General features: G+C 68.9%; 13 protein-coding genes. 8 read left to right on the top strand and 5 right to left on the bottom strand.

Going from position 1 to position 19,533, the window contains the following annotated elements; translation table 11 throughout:
• Nucleotides 1–185: 185 nt before the first annotated feature.
• Together ACW17V_RS19170 and pbpC are read left to right on the top strand one after the other, a co-directional pair.
• Complete coding sequence (locus ACW17V_RS19170) at nucleotides 186–5,126, top strand: alpha-2-macroglobulin family protein (protein ID WP_492108833.1); 4,941 nt, start codon at nucleotides 186–188, stop codon at nucleotides 5,124–5,126.
• Nucleotides 5,127–5,259: 133 nt separating this feature from the next.
• Nucleotides 5,260–7,320 carry a penicillin-binding protein 1C gene (gene pbpC, locus ACW17V_RS19165; RefSeq protein ID WP_492108832.1) on the top strand — a complete coding sequence of 687 codons (2,061 nt, stop codon included), beginning with the start codon at nucleotides 5,260–5,262 and terminating at the stop codon, nucleotides 7,318–7,320.
• Between the two features lie 161 nt (nucleotides 7,321–7,481).
• Here the strand turns inward: pbpC and ACW17V_RS19160 are convergent, their stop codons facing one another.
• The 3 genes from ACW17V_RS19160 to ACW17V_RS19150 are packed head-to-tail and all read right to left on the bottom strand — an operon-like array spanning nucleotide 7,482 to nucleotide 9,449.
• Nucleotides 7,482–8,108, bottom strand: a complete 627-nt coding sequence (locus tag ACW17V_RS19160) for a carbonic anhydrase (protein WP_492106623.1) — start codon at nucleotides 8,106–8,108, stop codon at nucleotides 7,482–7,484.
• A 9-nt stretch (nucleotides 8,109–8,117) separates the two neighbouring features.
• Entirely contained in the window at nucleotides 8,118–8,759 is a 642-nt protein-coding gene (maiA, locus tag ACW17V_RS19155) for a maleylacetoacetate isomerase (protein WP_492106622.1), read from the bottom strand.
• 9 nt (nucleotides 8,760–8,768) lie between these two features.
• Nucleotides 8,769–9,449 (bottom strand): fumarylacetoacetate hydrolase family protein, encoded by a 681-nt coding sequence (locus ACW17V_RS19150; RefSeq protein WP_492106621.1) that lies wholly within the window; start codon nucleotides 9,447–9,449, stop codon nucleotides 8,769–8,771.
• Nucleotides 9,450–9,634: 185 nt separating this feature from the next.
• On the opposite strand from ACW17V_RS19150, the gene ACW17V_RS19145 reads away from it, so the two are divergent.
• From ACW17V_RS19145 to ACW17V_RS19135, 3 genes are read left to right on the top strand one after another with little or no spacing between them, the layout of a single operon-like run.
• Nucleotides 9,635–10,513: an ABC transporter ATP-binding protein gene (locus ACW17V_RS19145; protein ID WP_492106620.1), complete on the top strand. Its 879-nt coding sequence runs from the start codon at nucleotides 9,635–9,637 to the stop codon at nucleotides 10,511–10,513.
• A gap of 12 nt (nucleotides 10,514–10,525) precedes the next feature.
• Nucleotides 10,526–14,152, top strand: a complete 3,627-nt coding sequence (locus tag ACW17V_RS19140) for an ABC transporter permease/M1 family aminopeptidase (RefSeq protein ID WP_492106619.1) — start codon at nucleotides 10,526–10,528, stop codon at nucleotides 14,150–14,152.
• The gene (locus ACW17V_RS19135) at nucleotides 14,149–14,574 is read left to right on the top strand and encodes a PaaI family thioesterase (protein WP_492106618.1); all 426 of its coding nucleotides are present in this window, start codon (nucleotides 14,149–14,151) and stop codon (nucleotides 14,572–14,574) included. The genes ACW17V_RS19140 and ACW17V_RS19135 overlap by 4 nt, the downstream gene beginning before the upstream one ends.
• A gap of 9 nt (nucleotides 14,575–14,583) precedes the next feature.
• Here the strand turns inward: ACW17V_RS19135 and ACW17V_RS19130 are convergent, their stop codons facing one another.
• A complete protein-coding gene (locus tag ACW17V_RS19130; protein WP_492106617.1) occupies nucleotides 14,584–15,180 on the bottom strand; it encodes a DUF4142 domain-containing protein in 597 nt (198 codons plus the stop codon).
• Nucleotides 15,181–15,302: 122 nt separating this feature from the next.
• Here ACW17V_RS19130 and ACW17V_RS19125 point away from each other — a divergent pair, with 122 nt between their 5' ends.
• A complete protein-coding gene (locus tag ACW17V_RS19125; protein ID WP_492106616.1) occupies nucleotides 15,303–16,499 on the top strand; it encodes a CaiB/BaiF CoA transferase family protein in 1,197 nt (398 codons plus the stop codon).
• A gap of 196 nt (nucleotides 16,500–16,695) precedes the next feature.
• Here ACW17V_RS19125 and ACW17V_RS19120 read toward each other — a convergent pair whose 3' ends face one another.
• Nucleotides 16,696–18,609 (bottom strand): HWE histidine kinase domain-containing protein, encoded by a 1,914-nt coding sequence (locus tag ACW17V_RS19120; RefSeq protein WP_492106615.1) that lies wholly within the window; start codon nucleotides 18,607–18,609, stop codon nucleotides 16,696–16,698.
• A 172-nt stretch (nucleotides 18,610–18,781) separates the two neighbouring features.
• Here ACW17V_RS19120 and ACW17V_RS19115 point away from each other — a divergent pair, with 172 nt between their 5' ends.
• Nucleotides 18,782–19,132: a hypothetical protein gene (locus ACW17V_RS19115; protein WP_492106614.1), complete on the top strand. Its 351-nt coding sequence runs from the start codon at nucleotides 18,782–18,784 to the stop codon at nucleotides 19,130–19,132.
• Nucleotides 19,129–19,527 carry a hypothetical protein gene (locus ACW17V_RS19110; protein WP_492106613.1) on the top strand — a complete coding sequence of 133 codons (399 nt, stop codon included), beginning with the start codon at nucleotides 19,129–19,131 and terminating at the stop codon, nucleotides 19,525–19,527. The genes ACW17V_RS19115 and ACW17V_RS19110 overlap by 4 nt, the downstream gene beginning before the upstream one ends.
• The last annotated feature ends 6 nt before the right edge of the window (nucleotides 19,528–19,533 follow it).

Genomic DNA, 19,533 nt, shown 5'->3' with positions numbered 1-19,533 from the left:
GGCCCCGTTGACCCGCCCCCCCGCTTCACGTCACATCGATTTTCGAACGTGGTGAACCGGGGGATTGTGGAATGTCGATGGACGAGACGCCGCCCGCGAGCGGTTCAGACGCCCCGACGCCCGTTTCCCAGCCCACGCTGATCGAGCGCCTGAGGGCGCGCTGGTCCGCTGATGCGCGCGTGCGCATGGCGGCCATCGCGGCCGGCGCCCTCGTCATCGGTTTCGGCGGCGGCCTGCTGACCGGCAAGGCCGGCGAGCTGGGCTGGTTCGGCGGAAACAAGAGCGCCGTCGCCTCGGCCCCGGTCAAGGGCGAGGCCTGGTCGCTGTTCGGCAAGCCCCGGTCGGCGGGCGCCCCGCGTCGCGGCATCCCCAAGCCCGAAGGCTTCGCCGTCTGGCAGAGCCGCATCGACAGCTCCGGCCAGGACCCGATGGCCTGCGTGCGGATGAGCAAGGCGCTGGATCCGTCCAAGGCCTATGCCGACTATGTGCTGATCTCGCCCGATATCGGCCGCACGCCCGCCGTGCGGGTCAAGGGCGACGAACTGTGCGTCGGCGGGGTCGGCTTCACCGATCACCGCGTCACCCTGCTCAAGGGCCTGCCCGGCAAGGGCGGCGAGACCCTGGCCACGAATGCCGATGTCGACTTCACGTTTGGTGAAAAGCCTCCTTATGTCGGCTTCGCCGGCGACGGCGTGATCCTGCCGCGCGACGACGCCGACGGGGTGGGCATCGAGACCATCAATGTCCAGACCCTGGCCATCGAGGTCTGGCGCGTCGCCGACCGCAATCTGGTCCGCAAGTCGATCAGCGCGCCCGATCCCACCGGCGAAGGCGACTGGGCCGGCGACTATGGCGACGACAGCGTGGGCGAGGACGGCCGCCGGGTCTGGAAGGGCGTCGTGCAGGTCACCGGCGCGGCCGGCCAGAAGGCCACGACCGTCTTCCCGCTGGGCGCCGTGCTGAAGGACATGAAGGCCGGCGGCTATGTGATCAAGGCGCGCGACGCCTCGGGCGGTCGCGACCCCGACTCCGAAGGCGACACGCCGCCCGCCCAGGCCCGCCGCTGGATCATGTTCACCGACATGGCGATGATCGCCTATGACGGCTCCGAATCCCTCGACGTGGTGGTCCGCTCGCTGAAGAGCGCCAAGACCCTGTCGGGAGTCCGCGTGGCCCTGGTGGCCAAGGACGGTGAAGACCTGGCCGAGGCCAAGAGCGACGCCGACGGCCGGGTGCGCTTCCTGCGTCCGCTGCTGAACGGCGAAGGCTCCGAGCGGGCCAAGATGGTTATGGCCTATGGACCGCAGGGCGACCTGGCGGTGCTGGACCTGGACCGCTCGCCGGTCGACCTGTCCAAGCAGGGCGTGGGCGGGCGCGAGGGCGCCACCGCCGGCCGTTCGACCCGCACCGATATCGACGGCTATCTCTATGCCGACCGCGGCATCTATCGGCCCGGCGAGACCGTCCACCTGACCGCCATGGTTCGCGACCGCCTGGCCAAGGCCGTCAACGACCGCAAGGGCGAGATCATCGTCAAGCGGCCCTCGGGCGTGGAGTTCAAGCGCTATCCGTTCAGCAACGCCAATGCCGGCGCCGTGCTGGCCGACATCGCCCTGCCGCGCTCGGCGCCGCGCGGGCGCTGGGTGGCCGAACTGAAGATCGAGGGCATCGAGGCGGCCTCGGGCAGCCTGACCTTCAGCGTCGAGGATTTCGCGCCGCAACGCCTGGCCGTCACCGCCACGGGCCAGGAGTCCATTCCGCTGGGCGTGGGCGAGACCCGCAAGGTCGATGTCTCGGCCCGCTTCCTCTATGGCGCGCCGGGCGCCGGCCTGCAGACGCAGGGCGAGGCGCGGCTGCGCGCCGATGCCGATCCGTTCCCCGCCTTCAAGGACTATGTCTGGGGCGACGCCGACAAGCCGTTCGAGGAGAAGTTCCTGGAGCTGGGCACGACGGTCACCGACGGCGAGGGCCGCGCCGTGCTGTCCGTCGCCAGCGATCTGGCCGGTGACACGGCCCAGCCGCTGGTCGCCGCCGTCACCACCTCGGTGTTCGAGCCGGGCGGCCGTCCGGTGCGCGAAGGCCTGGACCTGAAGGTCCGCGCCAAGCCGCTGTATTTCGGGGTCAAGGTCGATCAGGGTCAGGCCGCAAAGGGCGACCCGCCGATCAGCCTGAACATCATCGCCGTCAACGCCGCCGGCAAGCGGGTGGGCGCGACCGCGACCTACACCCTGATCAGCGAGAACTGGGACTATGACTGGTTCCAGCAGGACGGCCGCTGGCAGTGGCGGCGCACCAGCCGCGACGCGGTGGTGGCCAAGGCTACGGTCAACATCGGCGCCGGCGATCCGGCCCGCTTCACGCGCCGCCTGGGCTGGGGCGACTATCGCCTGGTGGTCGAGGGCGCCGATGGCTCCCGCACTGTCACCCGCTTCGCCGCCGGCTGGGGCTCGCCCGCCAAGGACGCCGAGGCGCCGGACTTCGTGCGCGTCAGCGCCGGGACCAAGGCTTACGTGCAGGGCGATACGGTCGAGATCACGCTCAAGCCGCCCTATGCCGGCGAGGCTCAGATCGCCGTCGCCACCGACCGCCTGATCGACCTGAAGACCGTCACCGTCGGCGAGAACGGCACGACTGTGCGCCTGAAGACCTCGGCCGCCTGGGGCGGCGGGGCCTATGTGATGGTCAGCGTCATCCAGCCGCGCGACCCGGTCGCCTCGCCCAAGCCCCGCCGCGCCCTGGGCCTCGTTTATGTGCCGCTGGATCCCAAGAGCCGGAAGCTGACCGTCGATCTGGGCACGCCGGTGAAGATCGACTCCAAGGCCCCGGTCGAGATCCCCGTGGCGGTGAAGGGCCTGGGCCTTGGCCAGCGCGCCCACGTCACCATCGCGGCGGTGGACGAGGGCATACTGCGCCTGACCCGTCAGGACAGTCCCGATCCGGTGAAATGGTACTTCGGCAAGCGGGCCCTGGGCGTCGACTATCGCGACGACTATGGCCGTCTGCTCGATCCGAACCTGGGCGCGCCGGCCAATGTCAATTTCGGCGCCGACGAGGTAGGCGGCGAGGGCCTGACCGTCACCCCGATCAAGACCGTGGCCCTGTGGTCGGGCGTGGTCGAGACCGGCCTGGACGGCAAGGCGGTGGTCAAGCTGCCGGCCGCCGACTTCAACGGCGAGCTGCGCCTGATGGCCGTGGCCTGGACCGACACCGCCGTGGGTTCGGGCTCCAAGCCCCTGACCGTGCGCCAGCCGGTGGTGGCCGACCTCAACCTGCCGCGCTTCCTGGCCCCCGGCGACAAGGCCATGGCCACGCTGGAACTGCACAATGTCGAGGGCAAACCCGGCGCCTATACCGCCGAGGCCTTCTCGTCGGGCGGACTGAAGGTGGCGTTCAGGAAGGTGTTCCAGCTGATCCTGGGTCAGCGGATCGCCGAAAAGATCCCCTTCCTGGCGCCCGACGTCACCGGCATCGGCAAGATCGGCTTCAAGGTGGCCGGGCCCGGCTTCGCGACCAGTAAGGATTATCCGATCCAGACCCGCCTGGGCTGGGGCGATATCGTCCGCACGACAACCGAGCTGCAGCAGCCCGGCGCGGCCTATACGCCCTCCTACGCCCTGATGAGCGGACTGGCGGCCGGGGACGTGACGCTGCAGGTCAGCTATTCGCCGTTCAAGGGCTTCGACCCGGCGGCCATCGCGGTGGCCCTGCAACGCTATCCCTATGGCTGCACCGAGCAGCTGGTCTCGACCGCCTATCCGCTGCTGTACGCCCAGAGCCTGACCAGTGATCCCAAGCTGAAACGCACCCCAGCGGCCCTGGCCGGCGCGGTGGGCAAGCTGCTGGACCGTCAGACCCTCGACGGCGCCTTCGGGCTCTGGCGGGTGGGCGACGGCGAAGCCGACGCCTGGCTGGGCGCCTATACGACCGACTTCCTGCTGGAAGCCCGGGCCCAGGGCGTGGCGGTGCCGGACGCGGCCATCGACAAGGCCATGAACGCCATGCGCCAGATCAGCCGCCCCGACGGCTGGGCCTCGGTCTCCTACCGGATGGAGTATCCCGAATGGTGGGCGGCGACGCCCGAGCAGTCGAAGAAGGCCACCGAACGCATGCGCCGCCGGGCCTCGGCCTATGCCCTCTATGTGATGGCCAAGGGCGGTCGGGGCGACCTGGCCCGCCTGCGCTGGTGGCACGACGTGCAGATGAAGGACGAGGACCAGCCCATGGCCAAGGCCTATGTCGCCGCCGGCCTGGCCCGGATGGGCGACAACGCCCGGGCCCGCTCGGCCATGCGCCAGGCGGTCAAGTCGCTGGGCTATCGCGACGATCAGGACTGGTACCAGAGCCCGCTGCGCGACGTGGCGGGGCTGACCGCTCTGGCCGTCGAGTCCGGTCAGGGCGACATCGCCCGCCAGTTGCAGGGCCGCCTCGAAAACGTGGTCAAGGATCCCGACGCCCTCAACACCCAGGAACAGGCGGCGGTGCTGCACGCGGCCTTCGCCCTGCTGAAGGCGGCCGGCCCGATCTCGATCGATGCCAAGGGGGCCGTGGCCCTGCCGCCGGCCGGTGGCGCGCCGCGCTGGGCGGTGGGCAAGCTGGCCGACAGCCGGTTCACCAACACCGGCAAGGGCGCGCTGTGGCGCACGGTCAGCGTGCGCGGCACGCCGACCGCCGCGCCGGGCGCCGAGGCCAACGGCCTGTTCGTCAGCAAGCGCCTGCTGTCGATGACCGGCGCGGCGGTGGATCCCGCCGCGATCCGTCAGGGCGACCGGATCATCGTGCTGGTCTCCGGCCGCTCGATGCAGGCCCGCTCGACCGCTCTTGTGGTCGACGACGCCCTGCCGGCTGGCTTCGAGATCGAGACCACGCTCGGCGCCGACGACGCCCAGAACGGCCCGTACCGGTTCCTGGGCGAGCTGACCGGCGCCGACGTGCAGGAAAGCCGCGACGACCGCTTCATCGCGGCCATGGACCTGGAGGGCAACAAGCCCTTCGCCCTGGCCTATGTGGCGCGGGCGGTGACGCCGGGTGAGTTCTTCCTGCCGGGCGCGGTGGCCAAGGACATGTACCGCCCCAGCCTCAATGCGCGGTCGGACGCCGGCCGGGCGGTGATCGCGCCGGGGCAGTAGTGATGTCGTATGTGTGCCCCCTTCCCCCTTTGATGGGGGAAGGGTTGGGGATGGGGGTGACAGCGTTTCCAGTTGAGGCGCGGCCTTCGTGAAATCGTCCGACGCTGTCACCCCCACTCCCGACCTCTCCCCCATCAAGGGGGAGAGGAGAGCGAAATACGTTCCGCTGCTGTCAAAGGCGCTCGTCGGCTTCCTCACCGTCCAGGTCGTCCTCGCCACCCTCAGCGCCGTCTTTCCGCCGGACATGGCCCGCGCCCGGCAGTCCTCGCCGGTGGCGCTGGACCGGCGCGGCGCGTGGCTGCGGGCCCTGCCGGTGGAAGATGGCCGCTGGCGGATCCGGGCCGACCTCGACCGCACCGACCAGACCTTCCAGAAGCGCCTGATCGCGGTGGAGGACGGGCGGTTCTACAGCCATCTGGGCGTTGATCCGCTGGCGGTGGTTCGGGCGTTCGGCTCGGCGGTGGTCCATGGCCGTCCGACCTCGGGCGCCTCGACCCTGACCATGCAGACCGCGCGCCTGCTGGAGCCGCGTCCGCGCAATCTGGGCGCCAAGCTGATCGAGATGATCCGCGCCGTGCAGCTGGAATCGCGGCTGACCAAGCGCCAGACCCTGGCCCTCTACCTGACCCTGGCCCCCTATGGCGGAAACCTGGAAGGCGTGCGCGCCGCCAGCCTGGCCTATTTCGGTCAGGAGCCCTCAAGCCTGACCGACGGCCAGCAGGCCCTGCTGATCGCCTTGCCGCAGTCGCCTGAAGCCCGCCGGCCCGACCGTCGGCCCGAGGCGGCGCGGCTGGCCCGGCGGGCGGTGCTGGACAAGATGGTCCGGGCCGGGGTGCTCACCGAAGCCGCCGCGCTGGAAGCCGAGGGCGAACCCCTGCCGCGCCGGGCGCCGTTTCCGGCCCTGGCCTGGAACGTGGCGGGCGAGCTGGCCCGCGCGGCGCCCAGCTCTCAGGCCAGCGTGATCACCACCCTCGACGCCGACCTGCAGGCGCGGCTGGAGCCCATGGCCGCCGCCATCGCGGCCTCGCAAGGGGCCGACGCGACGGCCGCGATCCTGGTGGTGGAAATCAAGGGCCGGGCCGTACGCGCCGCCGTCGGCTCGGCGGGGCGCGAGCGGGCCGGGGGCTGGGTGGATATGACCCGCGCCCTGCGCTCGCCGGGCTCTGCCCTCAAGCCCTTCATCTACGCTATGGCCATGGATGACGGGCTGGTCGCCGCCGACACCCAGCTGACCGACAGCGCCACCCGCTTCGCCGACTATCAGCCCGAGAACTTCGACCGGGTGTTCCACGACAAGGTCACGGTGCGCGAGGCCCTGACCCATTCGCTGAACGTCCCGGCCGTGGCGACCCTGGAACGCCTGGGTCCCGAGGCCTTCGCCGGCCGCATCGAGGCGGTCGGCGCTCACCTCGCGCGGCCGAAGTCGGAGCTGAAGGCAGCCGGCCTGGCCCTGGCCCTGGGCGGGGAGGGGATCACCCTGCGCGACCTGGCCCTGCTCTACGCCGCCCTCGGCGACGGCGGCCTCGCCAAACCGCTGGCCTGGACCGAGGCTGACGCCCGGCTGCGGGAAAAGTCCGGCGGAACCCGGCTGGTGCGGCCCGAGGCGGCCCGGCAGGTGCTGGACATCCTGCGCGAGGCCCCCGCGCCGCGCGGCCGGGCGCCCTCGGCCCTGACCCGGGGCGGGCCCGCCATGGCCTTCAAGACCGGCACCTCCTACGGCTTCCGGGACGCGGTGGCGGCCGGGGTGGTCGGCGGCTATGCGATCATCGTCTGGACGGGCCGCGCCGATGGCGGCGCGCGCGGCGGCCTGACCGGACGCGACGCCGCCCTGCCGCTCTTGTTTGACGTCGCCGACGTGGTGGGTGCTCCGGCCGCCGCACCGCGCCCGATCGCGCCGAAGCTGGCGCCAGAGGCGCTGCAGACCCTGCGCGCGCAATCCGAGGGGCCACGGCTGATCTTCCCGCCGGACGGCGCGGCCGTACAGGTCGAGGCGCTGGGGCCAGGGTCGCGTGGACTGGTGCTGGCGGCCGGCGGCGAGGACCTGACCTGGTATGTCGCCGGGACGCCGCTGGCGGCTGATCCGGTCAGCGGCCGGGTGGTCTGGAAGCCGGCCGCGCCGGGGTTCTACCGGCTGTCGGTGGTGGACGGGCAGGGGCGCAAGGCGAGCGCGCGGGTGCGGATCAAGGCGGGGTAGAGCCTTACTCCACCCTCCGCTCTTCCCGGCGAAAGCCGGGACCCAGATTCACCCGGAGCGGTTTGGGTGTTCGCGCCAACAGCCTAGCCGGATCATCGACGCTCAGGGTTCGATCTGGGCCCCGGCCTTCGCCGGGGAGAGCGGAGAATTTAAGGGCGTATCTAGATCACCCCGCCGGCCACCCGCTCATAATCTTCAAGGCTGGAAATCCCGACGTTCAGGTCGTTCACCAGCCCGTTGGCCAGCGAATAGACCCAGCCATGCACGGCCAGCGACTGGCCGCGCGCCCAGGCGTCCTGCACGAAGACGTCCGAGGCCACGTTGCGCACCTGGCGGATGACGTTTAGCTCGCACAGGCGGTTGAGCTTTTCCTTCTCGCCGGGCAGGGCGTCCAGCTCGTGCTTGTGCTCGGCATGGACCTCGCGGATCGGGTGCAGCCAGTGGTCGACCAGGCCGCGCCGCTGGCCGTCGATGGCCGCCGCCACGCCGCCGCAGCCATAGTGGCCGACGACCATCACGTGCTTGACCTTGATCACGTCGACCGCGAACTGCAGCACGCTCAGATAGTTGGCGTCCTGCGGCGGGGCCAGGTTGGCGACGTTGCGGTGGACGAACAGCTCGCCGGGATCAAGGCCCACGATCTCATTGGCCGGCACGCGGCTATCGCTGCAGCCGATCCACAGATATTCCGGGCTCTGCTGGTTTTCGAGCCGCTTGAAGAACTGCGGATCAACCTGCGTCTTGCCCTTCGACCAGGCGGCGTTATTGGCCTTCAAGTCCTCAAGCATGCTGTTTCCTCAGGCCTTTTGGGCGTCGGGTTGAAGGTTGGGATGGGCGGCGGCGATGGCCGGGTGTTCCAGCGCCCGGGCCACGGCGGCGCTGATCGCCGGGAACGGCGTCATGTCCACATGGAAGCGGGCGGCGTTATAGACCTGCGGGACCAGGCAGCAGTCGGCCAGGCCCGGCGTGTCGCCGAACGCATAGCCCTTGCCGTGCCGGGCCACCATCGGCTCCAGCGCCGCGAAGCCGTCGGTGATCCAGCGCTGGGCCCAGGCGTCGCGGCCGTCCTGGTCGACGCCAAGGCCGGTCAGGGCGCGCAGGATGCGCAGGTTGTTCACCGGGTGGATGTCGCAGGCGACGATCTCGGCCATGGCCCGCACCGTGGCGCGATCGAACGGGTCGGACGGCAGGAGCAACGCGCCCGGAACCGCCTCGTCCAGCCATTCCAGGATCGCCAGGCTCTGGGTCAGGCGACGACCATCCACCTCGAGGGTCGGCACCAGGGCCTGGGCGTTCAGGGCGCGATAGGCCTCGCCCTGATGCTGGCTCGACACCAGGTCCACGGGCTGGACGGCGTAGTCCAGGCCCTTGAGGTTCAGGCCGATCCGCACCCGATAGGGCGCGCTGGCCCGCCAGGCGCTGTGCAGGATGAGCTTCATGGCGCGGTCCTAGGCCAGGGTGAAGGACAGTTTGCCGACGCCCTCGACCTCACCCTCCACCCTGTCGCCGCGCACGATGGCGCCGACGCCCTCGGGGGTGCCGGTGAAGATCAGGTCGCCGGCTTCCAGCCGCCACAGCTGGCTGGCCTTGGCGATCACCTCGGCGACGTTCCAGATCATGTCGGCGAGCTCGCCGCGCTGCTTTTCGACGCCATTGACCGACAGGAAGATCGCGCCTTCCGGCGGCAGGCCGCTCATCGGGCGGATCGCCGAGATCGGCGCGCTGGCGTCGAAGGCCTTGCCCGCTTCCCACGGATGGCCCTTGGCCTTGGCGGCGTTCTGCAGGTCGCGGCGCGTCAGGTCGACGCCGACCGCATAGCCGAAGACAAGTTCAATGGCCTGCTCGGGGGTGAGGTTCTCGCCGCCGGCCTTCAGGGCCGCGACCAGCTCGATCTCGTGATGCAGGTCCGCCGTCGCCGACGGATAGGGCACGGTCGCCGGCAGGGGGACGACGGCGTCGGCCGGCTTGGCGAAGAAGAACGGCGGATCGCGCGTATCGGCGCCCATTTCGCGGGCGTGGGCGGCGTAGTTGCGGCCTACGCACAGGATGCGGCGCACGGGGAAGACGTCGGTCGATCCCTCGACCGGGACCACGGGAACGGCGGGCGGGGGGAAGGGGTACGTCGTCATGGGGCCTGATTAGCGCCAAACCGCGCGCTTCAAAAGCGTCCTGACCAAGGTTATCGCGTATCAGAAATCATCCTGGCGCCGGGGACGCTTAAACGTTCTTTCACTTGCCCCCGTCCGCGCCGTCGAGTCATGACGGGTGTGGGGAACACTGGGCGTCTTTCCATGCGGGGGCTGTGAGCGCGCGAATGTTGATCATCGAGAACCTGACTCACGTCTACGGGAACGGCGTTCGCGCCCTGGACGAGGTCAGCCTGACCATACCGCGCGGCATGTACGGCCTGCTGGGCCCGAACGGCGCGGGCAAGTCGACCCTGATGCGCACCATCGCCACCCTGCAGGCCCCGACCTCCGGCCATATCCGCTTCGGCGACATCGACGTGCTGAAGACGCCCGAGCTTCTGCGCCGCACCCTGGGCTATCTGCCGCAGGATTTCGGCGTCTATCCGCGGGTCTCGGCCTACGACATGCTCGACCACATGGCGGTGCTCAAGGGCATCAGCGGCGCGAAGGAACGCAAGGAAACCGTCGAGAGCCTGCTGAGCCAGGTCAATCTGTGGGGCGTGCGCAAGAAGGCCCTGGCCGGGTTCTCGGGCGGCATGCGCCAGCGCTTCGGCATCGCCCAGGCCCTGATCGGCGATCCGCGCCTGATCATCGTCGACGAGCCCACCGCCGGCCTCGACCCCGAAGAGCGCAACCGCTTCCTCAACCTGCTGGCCGAGATCGGCGAGAACGTGGTGGTGATCCTGTCGACCCACATCGTCGAGGACGTGTCGGACCTGTGCCCGGCCATGGCGATCATCTGCGACGGCCGCATCGTCAAGCAGGGCGCGCCCAATGATCTGGTGGTCCAGCTGGCCGGCCGGGTCTGGCGCAAGACCATCGACAAGGCCGAACTGGAAGCCGCCAAGGCCCAGTATCAGGTGATCTCCACCCGCCTGCTGGGCGGCCGCACGGTGATCCACATCCTGGCCGACAGCGATCCCGGCGACGGCTTCACCGCCGTCGAGGGCGGTCTGGAGGATGTCTATTTCTCGACCCTGTCCACCACCCGCCGCGCGGCGTAGGAGGACCGGAAGATGTTTGGCAAGATCGCGGGCTTCGAGCTCCGCTACCAGCTGAAGTCGCCCGTCTTCTGGGTGGTGGCGACGGTGTTCTTCCTGCTGACCTTCGGGGCGGCGACGGTCGACAACATCCGCATCGGCGGCGGCGCCTCGGTTCACAAGAACGCCCCGTTCGCCATCGCCCAGACCCACCTGATCCTGTCGATCTTCTACATGTTCGTGACCACGGCCTTCGTGGCCAATGTGGTGGTGCGCGACGACGAGACGGGTTTTGGGCCGATCCTGCGCTCCACCCGGATCGGCAAGTTCGACTATCTCTATGGCCGCTTCACGGGCGCCTTCCTGGCCGCGGCGATCTCGTTCCTGGCCGTGCCCCTGGCGATCTTCATCGGCTCGTTCATGCCGTGGGTGGATCGAGAGCTGCTGGGCCCCAATATCCTCGAAGCCTATCTGTTCTCGTATTTCGCCCTGGCCCTGCCGGCGATCCTGCTCACCTCGGCCATCTTCTTCGCCCTGGCCACCGTGACCCGCTCGATGATGTGGACCTATGTCGGCGTTATCGCCTTCATGGTCATCTGGGTGATTTCGCGCATCGCGCTGGATCGTCCGGAATTCGCGACCGCCACGGCGCTCTGGGACCCCCTGGGTCAGTCGGCCTATCGCCTGGTCACCAAATACTGGACGGCCACCGAGCGGAACGCGGTCACGCCGGCCCTGACCGGCGTCCTGCTGTTCAACCGCCTCTTCGCCCTGGCCCTGTCGGCGGGTTTCCTGACGGCCGCCTACTGGCTGTTCCAGATCCAGTCGGCCGAGCTGGCCGGCGACCGCAAGGTCAAGGCCAGGACGGGCCCGGCGCCGATCGAGATCCTGCCGGCCGCGCCCAGCGCGCCGATCGTTCCGCGCTATGACCGCCAGACGGCCTGGGCCCAGCTGAGGGTCCGCACGCGCCTGGACATGGGCCAGGTATTCAAGAGCCCGGCCTATTTCGTGCTGCTGGCCCTGGGCCTGTTCAACGCCATGGGCGCCCTGTGGTTCGCGACCGAAGCCGGGCGCTATGGCGGCGAGATCTATCCGCTTACGCGCGTGCTGCTGACGCCGCTGATGGGGTCGTTTGGCCTGATCCCGATGATCATCGCCATCTACTATTCGGGCGAACTGGTCTGGCGCGAGCGCGAGCGAAAGACCCACGAGATCATCGACGCCACCCCGGTTCCGGACTGGGCCTTTGTCGCCCCCAAGACCCTGGCCATTTCACTGGTCCTGGTCTCGACCCTGCTGGTCAGCGTGCTGGCGGCGATCATCAGCCAGCTGGCCCACGGCTACACCAACCTGGAGCTTGGCAAGTACCTGCTGTGGTACGTGCTGCCGCAGTCGGTCGACTGGATCCTGCTGGCGGTGCTGGCGGTGTTCCTGCAGGCGGTCAGCCCGCACAAGTTCATCGGTTGGGGCCTGATGGTGATCTACATCGTCGCCACCATCACGCTGGGCAACCTCGGTTTCGAGAGCAAGCTCTACGCCTACGGCTCGGTCACCGACACGCCGTTCTCGGACATGAACGGCCAGGGCAAGTTCTGGATCGGGGCCTGGTGGCTGCGGCTGTACTGGACCGCCTTCGCGGTGGTCCTGACGGTGCTGTCCTATGGCCTGTGGCGTCGCGGAACCGAGAGCCGGCTATGGCCGCGCCTGGTGCGTCTGCCGGGCCGCATGACCGGCAAGGCCGGCCTGACCCTGGGTCTCGCCCTGGCCGTGTTCGCGGCCAGCGGCGTCTATATCTACGTCAACACCCATGTCTGGAACCCCTACCGGACCCAGATCGACAACGAGAAATGGCAGGCCGATTACGAAAAGACCCTGCTGCCGTTCGAGACCCTGCCGCAGCCCAAGATCGTGGCCATGACCCTGGACGTGGACATCTATCCCGATGAACCGCGCGTCAGCACCAAGGGCGCCTATGTCATCGAGAACAAGACGAACGGTCCGCTGAAGGAAATCCATGTCCGCTTCGACCGCGACCTGAAGGTCAAGGGCCTGTCGATCGAGGGGGCGTGGGCCCGGAAGACCTATGACCGGTTCAACTACCGGATCTTCGCCTTCGACACGCCGATGGTTCCGGGCGAGCGGCGCAAGATGAGCTTCATCACCGAACGCTCGCAGAAGGGCTTCCCCAACAGCGGCGCGGAAACCCGCGTGGTGGCCAACGGGACCTTCATCAACAACTTCGAGATCGCGCCGATCCTGGGCATGGCCCGTGACGGCCTGCTGGTTGATCGCGCCAAGCGCCGCAAATATGGCCTGCCGCCCGAGCGGCGCATGGCCAGGCTGGGCGATGTGGCCTCGATGCAGTTCAACGGCCTGCGCAAGGACGCCGATTTCGTCAGCGCCGACATCACGGTGACCACCGACGCCGACCAGACGCCGATCGCGCCGGGCTACAAGGTGTCCGAAGACGTCTGGTCGCTGCGGGACGACATCAAGGGTCCGGCGAAAGGCGAGGGGGATCGTCGCACGGTCCGCTTCGTCACCGAGGCGCCGATCATGCCGTTCCTGTCGATCCAGTCGGCTCGCTACGCCGTGTCGAAAGAGACCTACAAGGGCGTCGATCTGGCGGTCTATTACGACCCGCAGCACGCCTGGAACATCGAGCGGATGAAGAGCGCGATGAAGGGCTCTCTGGACTATATGCAGTCCGAGTTCAGCCCGTATCAGTTCCGCCAGATGCGGTTCCTGGAATTCCCCGACTACGCCCAGTTCGCCCAGGCCTATGCCGGAACCATGCCGTGGTCGGAGGGCCTGTTCTTCATCTCCGACTACAGGAACCCCGAAAAGATCGACATGATCACCTATGTCGGGGCCCACGAGATCGGCCACCAGTGGTGGGCCCATCAGGTGATCGGCGCCGACCAGCAGGGCAGCACGATGCTGAGCGAGACCTTCGCCCAGTATTCGGCCCTGATGGTGATGAAGCGGATGTATGGCGAGGCCCAGATCCGCAGGTTCCTGAAGTTCGAGCTGGACAGCTATCTGCGGGCGCGGGGCGGTGATCCGCTGGAGGAGCAGCCGCTCTACAAGGTCGAGAACCAGGACTACATCCACTACCGCAAGGGCGCGCTGGTCATGTACCGGCTGCAGCGCGAGATCGGCGAGGCGGCGGTCAACCGCGCCCTGCGCCGGCTGATCGCCGACCACGCCTTCAAGGGCGCGCCCTATCCCACCACGCTGGACTTTATGCGGGCCATCCGCGCCGAGGCCCCGGCCGACAAGCAGGCCCTGATCACCGATCTTTTTGAACGGATCACGCTCTACGACATCAAGACCAAGGCCGCGTCGGTGAAGACGCGCGCCGATGGTCGGTTTGACGTCACGCTGACCATCGACGCCAGGAAGATGTACGCCGACGGCAAGGGCAAGGAGACGCCGGCGTCGCTGAACGAGACCATGGACATCGGCCTGTTTACCGCCGAGCCCGGCAAGAAGGACTTCAAGGCGGGCAATGTCGTGCTCTATGAGCGTCGACCGATCCGCTCGGGCGTCCAGACCCTGACCTTCACGGTCGACAGGGCGCCGAAGTTCGCGGGGGTCGATCCCTACAACACGGTCATCGACCGCAATGGCGACGACAACACGATCAAGGTCGGCGGATGAGCGAGGGCGGGCTGAAGCTGGATGCGGCGGCGTTCAACGCCTTCCTGCAGCGCGCCTTCCCCGAAGGCGATCCGGCGTCCCTGCCCGAAGCGATCGAGGCGTCCGAGGGGCGCGTCCTGATGCGGCAGGCCTTTGCGGCCCGACAGCTGCGGCCCGGCGGGGTGATCTCGGGGCCGACGCTGATGGCCATGGCCGACACCGCCGCCTATGCGGCGATCCTGACCCATATCGGAGAGGTTCCGATGGCGGTCACGACCTCGCTGACGATCCATTTCCTGAGAGGCTGCAAGCCGGGTGACCTCTATGCCGAGGCCACCCTGCTCAAGCTTGGCCGCCGCATCGCGACGGTCGATGTCCTGATGTGGACGGAATCGCGCGAGCGAGCCGCCGCCAAGGCGACGGTCGCCTACGCGATTCCCTAAACCTCGTGACTAGTTCACGAAGCCCTTCTTGAGACCCTCGGCCATGTTCAGGTGCTCCTGAACGGTCGGGGCCGTGGCGGCGGCGAAGGCCTTGATGGCGGGGGTGTCGCCGTCCTGGGCGTAGCGCTGCAGCAGGTTCAGCATCGCCTGATGGGCGTCGACCTGGCTGTCGGCGTACTTCTTGTCGAAGTCCTCGTTGCTGGCCTTGGTCAGGTCGTCCAGGTCATCCTGCATGTCCTTGGACAGCATCGTCGGCACGGTGATCGCCGCGCCGGAGGCCGCGATGGCGGCCTTCAGGCTGTCGCCGGTCTTGGCGTGAGCGTCGGCCATCTTGGTGGCGAAGGCCTTGACCTCGGCATTGGTCGAGCGCGAGGCGGCCAGCTTGGCGGCTTCGATCTCGAACAGGTTCATGTCGGCGGCCTTCATGGCGAAGACGTCGGCCTTGGTTTCGTCGGCCATCGTGGGAATGGTGGCGGCGGGGTTGGCGTCCGGGGTCGCGGCCTGCTCGGCCGGCGTCGCGGCGCCCTGGGTTTCGGTCTTGTCACCACAGGCGGCGAGGCTGAGGGCGGCGAAGGCGGCGCCGACGATGAGGAGTTGACGGGTCATGGCTGTCTTTCCCTGCGCGTTTTTTTAGAGGATTGAAATCTGGTCAGCGTCGCGCGGCGCCGTATGACTGTAAGAACATCACGGGGCCGTGATCGGTTCCAAAAGACTTGGGGAAGATCGACATGGCGCAGGCGCCGCTGACCGGACTGCGGGTCATCGAAATGGGCTCGCTGATCGCGGGGCCGTTCTGTGGCCAGATCCTGGGCGACTTCGGCGCCGAGGTGATCAAGCTGGAAGATCCCCGGGTGGGCGACCCGATGCGCCAGTGGGGCCGCAGCAAGCCCCAGGGCCTGTCGCCCTGGTGGCCGGTGATCGGCCGCAACAAGAAATCGGTGACCCTCGACCTGCGCACGGACGAGGGCCGCGACCTGGCCCGCGGCCTGATCGCCAAGGCCGATGTGGTGGTCGAGAACTTCCGTCCCGGCACGATGGAGGCCTGGGGCATGGGCTATGAGGCCCTGTCGGCCGACCATCCGGGTCTGGTGATGGCGCGGGTGTCGGGCTTTGGCCAGACGGGGCCCTATTCGCACCGCGCCGGCTACGCCCTGGTCGGCGAGGCCATGGGCGGGCTGCGCCATATCACCGGCGAGCCTGACCGCAATCCCGCGCGGGCCGGCATCTCGATCGGCGACAGCCTGTCGGGCCTGAACGCCGCGCTCGGCGTGATGATGGCCCTGCATTCGCGCGACCGCACCGGCCGGGGCCAGGTGGTCGACGCGGCCATCTATGAGAGCGTGCTGACGGTGATGGAGAACCTGATCACCGAATATGACCTGACCGGCTATATCCGCGAGCGGTCGGGCGCCGTGCTGCCCGGTATCGCGCCGTCGAACGTCTATCCCACCAAAAGCGGCGAGCTGATCCTGATCGGCGCCAACCAGGACACCCTGTTCCGGCGGCTGTGCGACCTGATGGGCCGGCCCGACCTGGCCGACGATGTCCGCTATAAGGATCACGCGGCGCGGGGCGCGCATCAGGGCGAGCTGGACGCCCGCATCGCCGCCTGGACCGCCGACCAGCAGATCGAGGCCCTGCTCCCCCTGCTGGAAGAGGCCGGGATCGCCACCGGCCGGATCTATCGCGCGCCCGAGATGCTGGCCGATCCGCATTTCGCCGCGCGGGAGTCCATCGTCAGCGTGCCCCATCCGGTCTTTGGCCAGGTGAAGATGCAGAACGCCTTCCCGCGCCTGTCGGAAACCCCGGGCGCGGTGCGCTGGACCGGGCCGACCCTGGGCGAACACACCGACGCCGTGCTGCGCGAGGTGGCGGGCCTGACCGAAGAGGCGATCGCGGGCCTGCGGGCGCGCAAGGTGCTTTGAAGGGGTAGAGCCGGCAGGCCGCGGCTTCAAAATCTCCGCTCTCCCCGGCGACCCGTAGGGCGGCGAAGCCAACGCCGGGGCCCAGGTTCAGCCTGAGCCTTTGGAGTGGATGCGCCACCGGCCTCGTCAGGGTCGGCAGCCTGTCTGGGTTCGATCTGGGTCCCGGCCTTCGCCGGGAAGAGCGGAATCGAAAGGCCTAGTTCCGCCCCGTCACGTCCGCGATCGCCCGGGCGATCTGGTGCACATTGTACGGCTTGCGGACGATCGGCGCGTCAAAGCCCATGGGCGCGGCCTTGTCGGCATAGCCGGTGGCGAACACGAACGGCCGGCCTTCGCGACGCAGGATCTCGGCCACCGGGGCGACCGACTGGCCGTTGAGATCGGCGTCCAGAACGGCCACGTCGAACGCCTGATCCAGCATCGACAGGGCCTCGCTCAGTTCAGCGGCGCAGCCCACCACCACGACCCCGGCGTCCTCCAGGCCCGCTTCCAGCTCCAGGGCCAGCAGCAGGGAGTCCTCGACGATCAGCACCCTCAGGCCGGCGATGGCGCCGGGGCGGATGTTTTCGTCGGCGGCGATCAGGGTCTCGACGATCCGCTCGGGCGCGGCTTTTTCAGGCTCGGGCGGCGGCCCGTCGGCCAGGGCCTCCGGCGCGGCCTGGATCAGGGCGCTGAGTCCGCCGCGCCTGTATTCCATGCGGACCCGCCCGCCCAGCTCGCGTCCGACCACATCCTCGATCAAGGTCGCGCCGAAGCCGCGCTTGGTCGGTTCGGTCGCCGGCGGGCCGCCGGTTTCCAGCCATTCCAGCGCGAAGCCGCCCTCGGGCGTGCGCCGCCAGACGACCTCGACCTTGCCGTTCTCGGTCGACAGGGCGCCGAACTTCACGGCGTTGACGGCCAGCTCGTGCAGGGTCAGCGACAGGGCCGAGGCCGCGCGCGGGGTCAGGAACAGTTCGGGACCATCCCAGCGCGTCTGGGTGGGGGCCAGCCCGCCCAGTTCGGCGGCGGCGATCCGGGCAAGGGTGGCGCCGCGCCAGCGGGCGGCGCTGAGCAGGTCATGGGCCGAGCTCATCGATTTCAGCCGGCCGGCGAAGGTCTTGAGGAACACGTCCAGCGACGACGACTTGCGGGCCGATTGCGCGGCGACCGACTGGACGACCGCCAGCAGGTTCTTGATGCGGTGGTCCAGCTCGGCCAGCAGGCTCTCGCGCTGCTCGTCCTGCTGCTTGCGGTCGGTGATGTCCTGCATCACGCCGATCAGGCGGGTCGGTTCGCCCTGCTCGTCCAGGGTCATCACGCCGGCGGCGCGATTCCACTGAATGCGGCCCTTCTCGTCGGGGTTGCGGCGGAACTCCACCTCATAGCGGCCGCGCTTGCGCAGCTGGGCGTCGACGTCGCGCTGGATCCTGGCGCGATCCTCGATGTGGACATAGCGAAACAGCGACTGGCCATCCTCGGCCGGAATCTCGCCGGCGGGCAGGTGGGCGATCCGGGCGAGGCGCGGGCTGATCCGGTAGATGTCGAGCGCGCGATCCCATTCGAACTCGCCCAGGCTGGCCGCGCCGATGGCCAGAGCCAGACGCTCGCTGTCCAGCGTGCGGACGACGGGGTCTCCGGCGGCTCTTTCGCGCAGCAGCGCTTCCATGGCCAGGGCGGCCAGATCGGACAGGGTCTGGCGGGCCTCGGGATCGATTGCCGTCCTGGGTTGGGGGTCCTGAACGATCAGAAGACCCACCACCTGGCCATCGGGATCGACCAGCGGCGCGCAGGCCAGGAAGCCGCCGTCCTTCAGCGAAAGCGTCGCCAGCCGCGCATCGGCGCACGCGTTCCCGCAGATCAGCGGCTCGCCCAGGGCGATCATCAGGTCAGCCAGCGAGCCGGGGCGAGGGATCACGCCGCCGTCGCCGCCGAAGCTGGCCTTGCAGTGCAAGCGGGCGGCGCCGATCAGCCACAGCCCGGCGCGCGGCGCGCGGAACTGATGGGCGGCCAGGCGAATCAGCCGCGTGAACTGTGGGTCTTCTCCGGTACGGTCGAAGGCCTTCAACGCCTTGGTGGCGCGAAGCCGGACGGCTTCCTTGTCGGCGTCGTGCGCGGAAAGAGGATCCACCATATTTCGACCATAGACTCGCTTCGCGTCAGGCGCGAGTGCCGATGCGAATTCCGCTGTGGTGAAGCTTCGAGCCGCACGCTATTATGGAACCGCTCGGCGGGGCTCCGCGTTGACCGGGCTTAGCTAGATCGCCAGCCCGCTCTGTTGGCCGCGTCGCGAACCGGAGATGACCATGCCTACTGATGTCCTGAAGACCGCCGCGAAAGACGCCGAGAAGGTCAAGACCGCCGCCGCAGCCGGCGTCGAACACGCCGAGCGCAGCTTCGTGGAAGCCGCGACGGCCGCCAAGGCCTCGCTGGCCGAGGCCGCCAAGCGCGTCGAGAAATCGGTCGCCGAGGGCTTTGACACCCTGCGCGCCCAGAGCCGCACCTATACCGACACCGCCGGCCAGCAGCTGGACGACGCCCAGCGCTATGTGACCGAGCGCGTGCGCGAACGCCCGCTGACCGCCACCCTCGCCGGGCTCGGCGTCGGCGTGCTGATCGGCCTGCTGATCGCCGGCAACCGCAACAACGACCGGTGATCTTCGAAAAGACCCTGATGACGCTCGCGGCTGCGGCGGCCATTGCGGCCGCGGCAGCCGTCGGCGTGTTCGCCGCGGCCTTCGCGCTGTACGCCGTGGTCCAGGTCCATCTGGGCGACGCCGGAGCGGCCGCTGTCGTCGCCGCGGTCGCTGCGCTGATTGTCGCGATCGCGGGCCTGCTGGCCGCGCGCAAGGTCGAGCACCGCCAGGCGCCCGGTCACGCCGCGACGCCAGACGCCCTGGGGCTGACGGAAAAGATCGTCGGCATCGTCCGGGACCGGCCGCTGCTGTCGATCGGCGCCGGTCTGGCCGCCGGCATCTTCGCGCTGAAAAACCCGACCCTCACGGCGGCTGTTTTCAAAGCCTTCATGGAACCGCGGCAACCGCCGCGCTAGATCCCC

Source organism: Caulobacter sp. FV2ye17ST, assembly GCF_058680955.1.
Note: the sequence above shows the minus strand (reverse complement) of the source record. Positions and strands in the feature narration are given on the sequence as shown.